The following is a 12970-nucleotide window of genomic DNA, read 5'->3' as shown; positions in this document are numbered from 1 at the left end:
TTAATAGGTATAATGATATGACGTGGTTACTTCACAATTAGGTAATATTTTTTTACCTTCTTCAACCCAGTTTTTATCTCTTAAATCTCTAGTTCCAGAAATAATCATTTTTTTTAAGAAGGTCATTTGTGATAAATTTTTAAAAGCATTAAATTGATTTGTAGATATCGTTAATTCTTCTAACGAGGTTATTTTCATTAAAATATCAGAAAAATCATTATCATTTTCTTTATTAAAAGAGGTTAATTTTAATTTTTTCAAGGATTTTAAATCGCCAAAACTCTCTGGTAAATTTTTGATTTCATTTAAGTTTAAATCTAAAAATTCCAAAGCATCTAATTCACCAATATCATTAGGTAATAAGGTAATAGGGTTTCGTTTAAGATTTAATATTCGTAATTTTTTCAAATTAGAAATACCTTCTGGTATCACTGATAGTGCTTGACTAGAATCGTGATGTCCTACACCTAGATTTAAATATTCTAATTCTTTTAGTTGATATAGCTCTATTGGGAATTTTTTAAAGGAACAAGAATTTAAGTCTAATTTATTAAGGTTTTTAAAATTTTCTATTTCCTTAGGTAATTTTCTTAGTCGTGTTTTAACTAGACAAATATTTTCTAGGGTTACTAGTTTTGTTAAAAACACAGGAAATTCTTTTAATTTGAGGTTAGATAAATCTAATTTAACAAGTCTCTTTAACTCACCTATTTCCTCTGGTAATGTTCGTATATCGCAATCGTAACCAAAATCTAAGACCCCATCCTTTACCAAAGAATTTAAAATATTGTTTTTTTGCTCTGATGTCCCATTTTCTATAAGGAAATCAACCCCTTTACCACTTAAAACAAATATAGTATTTGCAAATTCTACTTCGTTAAAACCTGCAATTTTTGGAATCTTTTGTATATACTCTTTTACTTTTTTCTCTGAAGCGGTTTTAAATCCATATTTTTTGGCAAATAAATTTATTAGTGTCTCATCGTCTAAATCCTTAATAAGAGATAAAATATTTTTTTTATTGTCTTTATCTGAAGAATATTGATAATTTAAAAATAAATGCATTGCAAACACATTGGCAGATTGTGTCGCTTGAATCATTTCAATTGCCATGGTTAGGTTAGTGTCATCCGTACTTTCTAATAAGGTTTTTATTTGTTGACTCATCATTTCATTAAGCACTACTGTAGGTAAACTCTCCTTTGCCTCTTCAGGTCTTATCTGTTTTTCTGTAATCCAAGAAACAGTTTTATCTAACAAAGGGATAAGTTTGTCTCCTGGTTTTTCACCAATTAAAATATGGGTTGTTTTTGCGCTCCATTTTTTAGCTACAGTATATCCCAAATCTTTAACTTCATTTTTTACGGCAGTAATACTTTTATCAAATTTACCTAAAACCAAAATTTCAGACTTAGCGTTCAAATCAACAGTTAAATCTTGTTTATTAAGTAGTAATAAAGCCTTATTTCTCAGCATGCTTATAGAAGAGTTAAGCGCTAATAAAAAATCTTTAAAAGTTGCGTTTTTTTGAACATAAGCATCATTGTCCTGTAATATAGCAAGAAAAACCTTCATGATTTTTTTATCTATTTTACGCTCTTGTCCCTCTTTAAATAATTTTGTAGCCTCTGTACTAGGAAAACCATTTTTATGAAAAATAACCCGATCTAAATTAGGCATCGTAAAAATATCTTCTGGCAAATATTTAATATTTGGGTTTTCAGAAATGGTTAATTCATTTAATTTTTTTAGTTCTGCAATTTCAACAGGTAAATGAGTTAATGTAGTGTCTCTAATTTCTAAAGTACGTAATTTAGATAAACTTCCTATTTCACGATGAATACTGGTAAGTGCTTTAGCATGTTTAATAGTAAGTGTTATTAAATCTGAAAAGCTTGCAATTTCTTTAGGTATTTCTTGAAATTTAAAGCTACCCAGTTGAAAGTATTCTAAATTTTTTAAACGAGTTAAAGCTACAGGAAATTGTTTTAAAAATTTCAATTCTAAGCTAACAGAATCTATATCCATCTTTAAAAACTCCTCAGGAAAATCTTGAATTGAATTATTAGTAAGCCTTACTTTTTCTAATTTTTTAAAATTAGTAATGAATGTCGGAAAGGTTTTTAAAGCACCATCAAAACTGAACCCAGTTACATTAACTGCTTTCTTTAAAACGTCTTCAAACCCCTTTTCTGTTGGCATTTTATAAAATGAGATATCTTCAATTACTTCAGGATGTTCTTTCAGTATTTCACTTTTATAATGATGTAAATAACGGTTTTCAAAACTATACCTTGCCATTAGTTCTTTAAAAGCTGGTGTTTTTATAAGTTCTTTTAAATCACTATCTTCTTTTATTTTATATCTTTCATAACCATAATATAAGGCTTTTTCTAACCAAATGTTAGCTTCGTCTAATTGGTTTTGTAAAGCATATAAACAACATTTATTAAAATAAGCTGTATTGTCTTTTGGGAATTTACTAATTGCTTCATCTAATATTTTTAAAGCATCATCATGCCTGTTGTTGTGGATGTATAAAACCGCTAAATTATTATGAGCCCTAACATCTGAATTTTGAAAAGCAATAGATTTTAAATAATATTCTTCAGCAAGTTTTATGTCTTCAGGATGATAAATTGCACCTATTTTTAAATAGGCTTCCCAAATATTAGTATTTGAATTTTTCTTTCCAATTTCAATAGCATGATTTAAGTATCTAATAGCTTCCTCTTTAAGTCTTTTATTTTTAGCAATATCTCCAGCTTTAAAAAGTGACTCATAAGTGTTAGCTTTCTGATAATATAAGAACGCATTTGTATAATCTCTATTTTCATAATAAAGATTACCTAATAAAAAATATGAAGTTTTTCCTCCTTTTAAAAAGTATTGTTCTGCTTCTATTAAATTGTTCTTCTGAAAAGCAATTTTACCTGACAAATGATTAGCTATCATCATTTCTTCATCTGATAAATTTAAACTATGTAACTGCTTTGAATAATCCATAGCAGCCATTAACTCATTTCTTTTAATAAGATCTTGTATAATTTTAATCCCATTTTCAAAATCTGCTATCTTAGTACTGCTATTTTGTACTATAACCTTTTCCTCTACGAGTTGCTTTGTTTCATTATCTTCAGTTATTGGAGTTGCTGATAATGTACGATCAGCATCAACATATCCTTTCTTTCGTTTTTGTAAGGTTACTTTATTCGCTTCTTTAATACAGGTTTCTGCATCGTCATGTGTTTTAGTTTTAGAAGTTCCTTTGGTTCCTGTTTTTCCATAAGTTACGGTATATTCATTACCTAATACTTCAATGTTCCAAAATTTATTAGATTTATCGTCCTTATATATAAGCGCGTATTTCATAATTTATTTTTTATTTTAATATTGTTCTATACTATTAAGTTGTTTTCTGTATTCAATCGATTTTCTGTAACTAACTTTTTATTAAACCATACTGTCACCATGCATTATTATTTTTCAAGTTAGTCTGGATATTTTAGCTTGTTAATCAATTATATTTTGCTAAATTATATTTTTCAGATGTTTTATTTACCCCTATTTACCGTGAAAATCAATTAACTTAGAGGTTAACTTTATAAAAAAGTCTTAAACAAAAAAACCCAAGCTTATCGCTTGGGTTTTTAAATATTTAATTTACTGCTATACAGTATAGGCTTATCCTTTTAGGCTTGCTGCAAGGTACTCACGATTCATACGTGCAATGTTCTCTAAAGAAATCCCTTTAGGACATTCAACCTCACAAGCTCCAGTATTGGTACAGTTACCAAAACCTTCTTCGTCCATTTGTTTAACCATGTTTAAAACACGATCTGTAGCTTCTATTTTACCTTGAGGTAATAATGCAAATTGAGACACCTTAGCTCCAACAAATAACATTGCTGAAGAGTTTTTACAAGATGCTACACAAGCACCACATCCAATACAAGTAGCTGCTGAAAACGCATCGTCTGCATCATGTTTGTTAACTGGTATTGAATTTGCATCAATAGTGTTTCCAGATGTATTAACAGAAATAAATCCTCCTGCGTGCTGTATTCTATCAAACGCACCTCTATCGACTACTAAATCTTTTACTACAGGAAAAGCAGTTGCTCTAAATGGCTCAATAGTAATTGTATCTCCATCTTTAAACATACGCATGTGTAACTGACAGGTTGTTACACCACGATCAGGTCCATGCGCTTCTCCATTAATATATAATGAACACATACCACATATACCTTCACGACAATCGTGATCGAAGGCAACTGGTGCTTCATTATTATTTATTAGCTGTTCGTTTAAAACATCTAACATTTCAAGGAAAGACATATCTGGTGAGATATCGGTAACTTTATAGTCTACCATTTTCCCTTTATCACTTGCGTTTTTTTGACGCCAAATTTTAAGTGTTAAATTCATCATAGCTCTCCTTATTTATAACTTCTTTGTTTTAATTCAATATCCTTAAACTCTAGCTCTTCTTTGTGTAAAACAGCATCACTAGGTTCTCCTTTATATTCCCAAGCAGCTACGTATGCATAGTTTTCGTCATCACGTAATGCTTCTCCTTTTTGTTCTCCATCTAACTCTACAGAGTCTTCTCTAAAGTGACCACCACAAGATTCTTCTCTGTTTAGCGCATCTTTAGCAAATAACTCTCCTAATTCTAGGAAGTCAGCTACACGACCTGCTTTTGCAAGCTCTTCATTAAACTCTTCGTTAGTTCCTGGTACTCTAACGTCTTTCCAAAACTCTTCTCTTAAAGCTTTTATTTCAGAAATAGCTTCAGTTAAACCTTGAACATTTCTAGACATACCAACTTTGTTCCACATGATTTTTCCTAATCTCTTATGGAAATAATCAACCGAATGAGACCCTTCGTTGTTTACAAAAAACTCTATTCTTTCACGAACTTCTTTTTCAGCCTCTTCAAATTCTTTTGTTTCAGTTGAAATTGGACCAGTACGAATATCATCAGATAAATAGTCACCAATTGTATATGGTAATACAAAATAACCATCTGCTAAACCTTGCATTAATGCAGAAGCACCAAGTCTGTTTGCACCATGATCAGAGAAGTTAGCTTCTCCAATTGCATATAAACCAGGTACGCTAGTCATCAAGTTATAATCTACCCAAATTCCACCCATTGTATAGTGAACCGCTGGATAAATCATCATTGGTGTGTTGTATGGATCTTGATCTACGATCTTCTCATACATTTGGAATAAGTTTCCGTATTTATTTTTGATAATTTCTTGTCCTAATTTAGTCACAAGAGCAGTATCATTTTCATTTAATCCTTTAACGTGAGCAGCTTCTTTACCGTAACGTTGAATTGCAGAAGCAAAATCTAAGAATACAGCTTCACCAGTTGCATTAACACCATAACCAGCATCACAACGCTCTTTTGCTGCACGAGAGGCAACATCACGAGGCACTAAGTTTCCGAAAGCTGGATAACGACGTTCTAAGTAATAATCTCTATCGTCTTCTGCTAAATCTTTTGGTTTTAATGTTCCTGCTTTAATAGCCTCAACATCTTTCATGTGTTTTGGTACCCAAATACGTCCATCGTTACGTAAAGACTCAGACATCAACGTTAATTTAGACTGATGATCTCCAGAAACAGGAATACATGTTGGGTGAATTTGTGTGTAACATGGGTTTGCAAAGTAAGCACCACGTTTGTGTGCTTTCCAAGCTGCTGTTACATTACTTCCCATCGCGTTTGTTGACAAGAAGAAAACGTTACCATAACCACCAGTACCTAAAACCACAGCGTGAGCTGAGTGTCTTTCGATTTCTCCTGTAATTAAGTTACGTGTTATAATTCCACGAGCTTTTCCATCAACCTTTACAACGTCTAACATTTCGTGACGGTTGTACATTTTGATTTTACCACGACCGATTTGACGGTTCATAGCAGAATATGCTCCTAATAATAATTGTTGTCCAGTTTGTCCAGCTGCGTAAAACGTACGTGATACTAATACACCACCAAAGGAACGGTTGTCTAATAATCCACCATACTCTCTTGCAAAAGGGACACCTTGAGCAACACATTGGTCAATAATATTTGCTGAAACCTCAGCTAAACGATAAACGTTAGCTTCACGAGAACGGTAATCTCCACCTTTTACAGTATCATAAAATAATCTGTAAGTTGAGTCACCATCACCTTGATAATTTTTTGCTGCGTTGATACCTCCTTGTGCTGCAATTGAGTGCGCACGTCTTGGAGAATCTTGAAAACAAAATGCTTTTACGTTATATCCAAGCTCTGCCAAAGTAGCAGCAGCTGATCCACCTGCTAAACCTGTACCAACAACAATAACATCAATGTTACGTTTATTTGCTGGGTTAACTAAGTCGATGTGATTTTTATAATTAGTCCATTTGTCTGCAATTGGACCTTGAGGTATTTTAGAATCTAATGCCATAATATCTCTATATTTTTTAGTGGTTTAAAAAGTGAAAAATAGCAATGAAGATGAATCCTGCTGGAACACCAATTGCATAAACTTTACTAAATCCTTTTAAACCCTTTGTGTATTTGTTATTTGCTCCAACAGATTGGAAAGCAGAATTAAAACCATGTAACAAGTGTAATGCCAAGAAAACAAATCCTACGCAATACAACGCTACACGCCATAAGTCTTTAAATTTATGTACTAACTCTTCATGGTATCTAAACTCACCACTTGGTAATGTACCTGACATATCACCAACAATATATTTGGTGTTTATTTCTGGAATCCAGAAATCGATAAAGTGAATGACTAAAAATACTAAAATGAAACCTCCACTCCAGATCATGTTTCTACTCATCCAACTAGAGTTTGCTGCTCCGTTGTTTTTTGCATAGCTAATCGCTCTTGCCTTATTGTTTTTTATTTCTAAAACAAATCCCATTACAAAATGGAATATAACACCTATTATTAAAACAGGTTGTAATAAATATTGCACAGCCCAAAACGTTCCCATGAAATGTGATGCTTCATTAAAAGCATCTGGACTAATCACAGAAAGGATGTTAATTGCAAAGTGTTGTAAAATAAAAATCATTAGAAAGAGTGCCGAAAGTGCCATAGCAAACTTTCTTCCTATTGAAGAATTTAAAATTCCGCTCATTATAATTGTAGTTAATTATTTGTTATACAAAGATAAGCCACAAGCGATATACTAACAAATTTTACAACTTTTTTGTACTATTTAGAATGAGTATAAGTACGGTGTTTTAATCCATTTCATAAATTGGTATGCTAGCCTCAGAATTGGATATTAATACCGCATAATCAATAAAATCTGTTGTAGATTGACCTTTAACTGCTTCTGTATTGGACTTTTCATCTGTCATTATTACATCAATCAAATCAGGATTATTATCTGTATATAGTGTTTTTGTAGCATTAAGCCTAAATAAGGTCTTGTCCGATAGCTTGGTGTCTTTTAAGTTTTGGATACCTCTAAAATATTCTTTTTCATAATCTCCAATACCAAAACCTGCTTCTGTAGTAAATCCTTTATAATCACCATTTTCATTATACAATTCATCCCAAACAACTTCACTATCTGTAAAATAGGCCATAACAGAAATGACATCTTCTGTTTTATAGATTTCATTTTCTACCAGCCTTGTAAAGAAATAAGGGTAACCATTTGCACCTTCTCTTGATTTACAAATATGAGAAAAACCCATTCTTAGAAACTGTGGATTATTTTTAAAATCATACAGCTTAGTCAATGCCAAATAATTATCATACATGACCTGCTCTCTTTCTGGCGTTGATTTACCAACAGTAGTTTTAAAATTTGCAATGATATGCTCAAACGCATTAACATCACTAATTTTATTTATATACAATGTTTTATTTGCTTCATAATCATCAGTTAATGCTTTTAACTTATGATATGCAAAACTAAGATCACCTCTAACATAACTAGTCGTATCTATATCAACCATATTTTGTATATCTTGTATATATGGCAAAGATTGATCTTTATTATTTACAAGTTCTAGTATATGCCTTGAAGCGTATTTGTAATTGATTTGATAGTCAATACCAATAACGGTAAGCCTATCTTTTTCATCAAAACTATCGTTTATTTTTTTAGCGCTTTCCATTTATTATACATCTGGATAGTACGCTCTTGCTTTACTCTAATACCAGAATTTATAATCAAATCTTTTAAAAGAATTGTGTCTCCTATTTTTAAAAATTTGTTGAAATAATGAGCAAGACTAAAATCCGTTTCAGGAAGATAATATTTAATAGTTTTACGACTTAGTAAATCCTTTAAAAGTAACAATTCTGTGTCCTCAGTTTTTGCACTACCATGATAACCACCAAAACCTAAAATTTTAAAATTGTCTTGCGGAAAGCTAAAAGAACTAATATTTAAATCATATCGATTATCTTTTAAATAGTCTTGCTTGGTTTTAGTACAAGATTGGAAAACAATTAATAATAAGGCTAAAATTAGTAGATTCTTCATTTTACTTTTTTAAGGTTAACAATTGATTAATACATACTATAGATGATAGTTTCTCTAAATTGTTACACCTTAAAAAAATAAAACAGCATTTTTAATAGTAAAAAAAGAATTAACTATTCTACTATAAACCCTTTTTCTACTCCATCAATTTTAATTTTATAATTTCCTTTAGGAATATAATACTTGTCATTTTTAGCTTTATTAATATCCAAAGTCGTATTATCTTTCATCAACGTTTTACGACCTTTTTCAGATAGTGTCAAATCATAATTAACATAGTTAAACCCATTGTCCAAATTAACCTTAAAACTTTGTAATTCCTTATTGCTTTCAGAAAGAATTTCAACCTCTTTTTCACCTGAAGTATTACTAAATAATTGAATAGTTGTACTAGGCTGGAAAGGTTGCATCCATTTACTCCAAGAATTTCCCCAACGTGATGAATATCTAATTTTATTTAAGTCGAAAATTGTAATATTACTTAATTTAATAGTCGAGTTGTAAGCTTGTAATGAAGTTACATTAGTTTTATATATACCACGACCATGAGTCCCTAATAGCAAATCATTACTTTCTTTCTGAGTTTTAATATCATGTACAGCTACAGCTGGCAGATTTTTAGAAAACGCTTCCCATCGTTCTCCATTATCAAAACTAACATATGCACCATTATCCGTACCTAGGTATAAAATATTATCTTTAAATTCATCTTCAATAATAACATTAACTGGTGATGTAGGGATGTTTGCACTAATAGACTCCCATGTTTGCCCATAATTATCACTTTTAAATACATAAGTATTAAAGTTATCAAACCTATACCCATTTAACGTAACATAAACACGCTCTTTTTTATGTCTAGAAGCTACTACACGACTTACCCATAAATCGTTTGGTAAGTTTACCGAAATATCTTCCCAAGTTGCGCCTTGATTTTTTGTTATACTCACAATTCCATCATCACTTCCAACATACATTAAACCAAATTGAAAAGGAGATTCGCTTATAGTCGTTAGCGTACCATAAGCAACGTTTCCTATTTTTCCTCCTTGAGTTAAATCTTGACTTATAGCAGTCCAAGTGTCTCCTTTGTCCAAAGATCTCATTAACTTATTACCACCTAGATATAGAATATCTTGATTATGTTTTGACAACAGGATTGGTGTTTGCCAATTAAAACGATAAGGTTTTTCGCCTAACTCATGTTTAGGTTGAATATACTTTCGATCTCCTGTACCTCTATCAATCCTATAATAATTACCAAATTGATAACCAGTATAAACAATATCCTGATTACGATTATCTATCTGTATTTGCATACCATCTCCTCCCATTATAGATTCCCAAGGATATTGACCTGATTGATGCCAAGCCTTATTTTCTCGAGCATTATTAGCTCCTACCCAAACACCATTATCTTGTAAACCTCCGTAAACGCGATAAGGTTTTTGATTATCTACATTTATTGCATAAAATTGTCCAACTGAAGGCGAATTGTTTTTAATCCAATTTTCTCCATCGTCATAAGTAATATTAACTCCACCATCATTACCATTAATTAAATGATTAGGGTTTTCTGGATTAATCCAAAGTGCATGGTGATCTGCGTGTACGTTTTCAGCACTAATAGATGTAAATGTTTGACCTCCATCTTTAGATTTTAAAATTGGCACACCATAGACATAAATATCATTTTGTTCTGATGGTGACACATATACATGCCCAAAATAGTAACCATAACTGTAATATAAATCGTCTAAATAATCTTTATGTGTTTTAGCCCAAGATAATCCACCATCAGTACTTTTATAAACTTCTGCTCCAATAACTGGTGTATCAAACAGCATAGAATTAGCATCTTCTAAATAATGAGCTAAATCAATAGGCTTAACGTTTCCGCTGCGTACCATTTGCTTAACATTTTCTGATCTATATTTTTCCTGAAAACCATTCATTTTCAAAAAACTATTTAACTTTTTATCTTCTAAACTTAAAAATTCAGAAGTACTCATCTTTTTAAAATCGTCTTTTTGAAGCCCTCTTCTTTTCTCTTTTTTCCGCTTGACGGTCTTCTAAATTGACTATCATGTATAGCATAAATAATATCATTATTGTAAACAGCTAATCCAATACGACCAACGCCTTCACCTGTTGGAAAGCCACTTTTTTCTGTAGATACCTTTACCCAAGTATCTCCAGCATCTGTACTTTTATATATGGCCGAATTATTTCCGCTTCCATCAAAATTCCATGCTTTTCTGTCTTTTGTCCAAGACGTCGCAAACATCGTATTATAATCATTTGGTGCATGTTGCACATCTATTATTCCGCTAGCGTCATCAATAAATAAAGTTTTAGACCAAGTTTGACCTCCATCTTTAGTTTTATACACACCTCTATCTTCTGATTTAGAATACAAAGCACCAGTAACACCAACAGTTACTTCATCTACATTATTAGGGTTTATTAAAATACGTCCTATATGTTGCGAGTTTGGTAACCCTACAAATTGCCAGTTTTGACCATTGTCAGTAGACTTAAACATACCAACTCCAGCGTATGAAGATCTTGACGCATTATTTTCTCCTGTACCAACCCAAATAGTTCCGGTTTTCCAATCTACAGCAATATCACCAATATTTTGGGTTTGCGTAGCATCCATAACTGGACTAAAAGTTGTTCCATTATTTGCAGTATACCACAAACCTCCTGAGGCGTAACCAACATAAAACTCTGATGGTTTTTCTGGGTTAACAGCTAAATCCACAACACGACCACTCATCACTGTTGGACCAATGTTTTGAAAAGCTACATTTTTAACAATGGAGTTAGATTGCAATTGTGCTTTTTGCGTTAGTAAATCCTGTTGCGCATTAACAGAAAATACAATAAATAGGGATAAAATAAATCTTAATTTCATGGTTGAATTTTATAAGGTTTGAAGATACAGATAAAAGTAAATAGTAACAAGCAAATAATTAAATCAGGATAGATTTTAAGATGCTTTTATAACTTATGTATTTTAAAGTTCTTATTTTTACGACTGATTATAATTTCCGCTTGACGGAAAATTTTATAACTTCATTTTATCAATGTTTTTTTCACTACTGTGGAAATTAAAAAACTATATTTTTCCTTATGAAATATCACCAAATAGACTCTGCTCTTTTTATAAAAAATCGTAAAAATTTTGCTTCTCAAATGAAGCCAAAAAGTATTGCTTTTTTTAATTCAAACGATATTTACCCAATTAGTGCAGACAGCACAATGCCTTTTCAACAACACAGAGACATCTTTTATTTAAGTGGTGTTGACCAAGAAGAAAGTGTTTTAGTCCTGTTTCCTGATTGCCCTAATCCTAAAAACAGAGAAGTTTTATTTTTAAAAGAAACAAATGAACATATTGCTGTTTGGGAAGGTGAAAAATTAACTAAAGAAGCAGCATTAAAAACTAGCGGAATTGAAACCGTATACTGGCTACAAGACCTAGAAAAAGTAGTATTTGAAATGATGACACAAGCCGAAACGGTTTACATCAACACCAACGAACATTACAGAGCCAATGTAGAAACCCAAACCAGAGAAGACCGTTTTAGCAAATGGTTAAAAGATAAATATCCTGCACATAGCGTTGCTAAAAGCAACCCAATTTTACAACGTTTAAGATCTGTAAAAGATCAAATTGAATTAGACTTAATCCAAACCGCTTGCGAGATTACAAACAAAGGATTTAGACGTGTTTTAAATTTTGTAAAACCTGGTGTAATGGAATACAATATTGAAGCCGAGTTTATGCATGAGTTTTTAAATAACCGTTCTAAAGGTTTTTCATACACACCTATTGTAGGATCTGGTAACAACGCTAATGTATTACATTACATAGAAAACAATCAAGAGTGTAAAGCTGGCGACTTAATTTTAATTGATGCAGGAGCAGAATACGCTAATTACGCAAGTGACATGACACGTACCATACCTGTTTCTGGACGTTTTAACGACAGACAAAAAGAGGTTTACAACGCTGTTTTAAGGGTTAAAAATGCAGCTACCAAAATGTTAGTTCCTGGAACTATTTGGAAAGATTACCACGTTGAAGTTGGTAAACTAATGACTAGTGAGCTTTTAGGATTAGGCCTATTAGATAAAGCAGATGTACAAAACGAAAATCCAGATTGGCCTGCTTACAAAAAATACTTTATGCATGGTACGTCTCACCATATGGGATTAGACACACATGACTATGGTATTTTAACTGAACCAATGCAAGCTAATAATGTTTTTACAGTTGAACCTGGAATTTATATTCCTGATGAAGGATTTGGTATTAGACTAGAGGATGATGTGGTTATCCAAAAAACCGGAGAACCTTTTAATTTAATGCGTAATATACCTATTGAAGTAGAAGAAATTGAAGACCTAATGAATAAGTCATAATACAATTTACATTAAAAAGCGAGCT

Annotated in this window: 9 protein-coding genes; 1 reads left to right on the top strand and 8 read right to left on the bottom strand. The window is 31.6% G+C overall.

Features of this window, described 5'->3' with window-relative positions; translation table 11 throughout:
- The 8 genes from AC0L4B_RS05100 to AC0L4B_RS05065 all read right to left on the bottom strand — a co-directional run bounded on the left by AC0L4B_RS05100 (position 1) and on the right by AC0L4B_RS05065 (position 11431).
- The gene (locus AC0L4B_RS05100; RefSeq protein WP_473438830.1) at positions 1–3372 is read right to left on the bottom strand and encodes a leucine-rich repeat domain-containing protein; all 3372 of its coding nucleotides are present in this window, start codon (positions 3370–3372) and stop codon (positions 1–3) included.
- Positions 3373–3684: 312 nt separating this feature from the next.
- Complete coding sequence (locus AC0L4B_RS05095; protein ID WP_473439398.1) at positions 3685–4431, bottom strand: succinate dehydrogenase/fumarate reductase iron-sulfur subunit; 747 nt, start codon at positions 4429–4431, stop codon at positions 3685–3687.
- An 11-nt stretch (positions 4432–4442) separates the two neighbouring features.
- Positions 4443–6455, bottom strand: coding sequence for a fumarate reductase/succinate dehydrogenase flavoprotein subunit (locus tag AC0L4B_RS05090; RefSeq protein ID WP_473438829.1), 2013 nt, complete (start codon positions 6453–6455; stop codon positions 4443–4445).
- Positions 6456–6471: 16 nt separating this feature from the next.
- Positions 6472–7146, bottom strand: a complete 675-nt coding sequence (locus tag AC0L4B_RS05085; RefSeq protein WP_054852150.1) for a succinate dehydrogenase cytochrome b subunit — start codon at positions 7144–7146, stop codon at positions 6472–6474.
- Positions 7147–7252: 106 nt separating this feature from the next.
- The gene (locus AC0L4B_RS05080) at positions 7253–8140 is read right to left on the bottom strand and encodes a hypothetical protein (RefSeq protein ID WP_473438828.1); all 888 of its coding nucleotides are present in this window, start codon (positions 8138–8140) and stop codon (positions 7253–7255) included.
- Positions 8119–8511, bottom strand: coding sequence for a hypothetical protein (locus AC0L4B_RS05075; RefSeq protein ID WP_473438827.1), 393 nt, complete (start codon positions 8509–8511; stop codon positions 8119–8121). Before AC0L4B_RS05075 ends, AC0L4B_RS05080 begins: the two co-directional genes overlap by 22 nt.
- 113 nt (positions 8512–8624) lie before the next feature.
- On the bottom strand, positions 8625–10523 hold the full coding sequence (locus tag AC0L4B_RS05070) for a hypothetical protein (RefSeq protein ID WP_473438826.1): 1899 nt from the start codon (positions 10521–10523) through the stop codon (positions 8625–8627).
- Positions 10520–11431: a WD40/YVTN/BNR-like repeat-containing protein gene (locus AC0L4B_RS05065; RefSeq protein ID WP_473438825.1), complete on the bottom strand. Its 912-nt coding sequence runs from the start codon at positions 11429–11431 to the stop codon at positions 10520–10522. Before AC0L4B_RS05065 ends, AC0L4B_RS05070 begins: the two co-directional genes overlap by 4 nt.
- A gap of 218 nt (positions 11432–11649) precedes the next feature.
- Between AC0L4B_RS05065 and AC0L4B_RS05060 the strand changes: the two genes are divergently transcribed.
- Positions 11650–12945: an aminopeptidase P family protein gene (locus AC0L4B_RS05060; RefSeq protein ID WP_473438824.1), complete on the top strand. Its 1296-nt coding sequence runs from the start codon at positions 11650–11652 to the stop codon at positions 12943–12945.
- Positions 12946–12970: the final 25 nt, after the last annotated feature.

This window comes from Olleya sp. NP1-10 (assembly GCF_055804415.1).
This window is presented reverse-complemented; position numbering and strand designations above follow the sequence as displayed.

Excerpts from the sequence above, each read along its gene's own strand:
- AC0L4B_RS05085 (WP_054852150.1), bottom strand. The coding sequence starts at position 7,146 with ATGAGCGGAATTTTAAATTCTTCAATAGGAAGAAAGTTTGCTATGGCA.
- AC0L4B_RS05100 (WP_473438830.1), bottom strand. The coding sequence starts at position 3,372 with ATGAAATACGCGCTTATATATAAGGACGATAAATCTAATAAATTTTGG.
- AC0L4B_RS05080 (WP_473438828.1), bottom strand. The coding sequence starts at position 8,140 with ATGGAAAGCGCTAAAAAAATAAACGATAGTTTTGATGAAAAAGATAGG.
- AC0L4B_RS05075 (WP_473438827.1), bottom strand. The coding sequence starts at position 8,511 with ATGAAGAATCTACTAATTTTAGCCTTATTATTAATTGTTTTCCAATCT.
- AC0L4B_RS05095 (WP_473439398.1), bottom strand. The coding sequence starts at position 4,431 with ATGAATTTAACACTTAAAATTTGGCGTCAAAAAAACGCAAGTGATAAA.
- AC0L4B_RS05070 (WP_473438826.1), bottom strand. The coding sequence starts at position 10,523 with ATGAGTACTTCTGAATTTTTAAGTTTAGAAGATAAAAAGTTAAATAGT.
- AC0L4B_RS05060 (WP_473438824.1), top strand. The coding sequence starts at position 11,650 with ATGAAATATCACCAAATAGACTCTGCTCTTTTTATAAAAAATCGTAAA.
- AC0L4B_RS05065 (WP_473438825.1), bottom strand. The coding sequence starts at position 11,431 with ATGAAATTAAGATTTATTTTATCCCTATTTATTGTATTTTCTGTTAAT.
- AC0L4B_RS05090 (WP_473438829.1), bottom strand. The coding sequence starts at position 6,455 with ATGGCATTAGATTCTAAAATACCTCAAGGTCCAATTGCAGACAAATGG.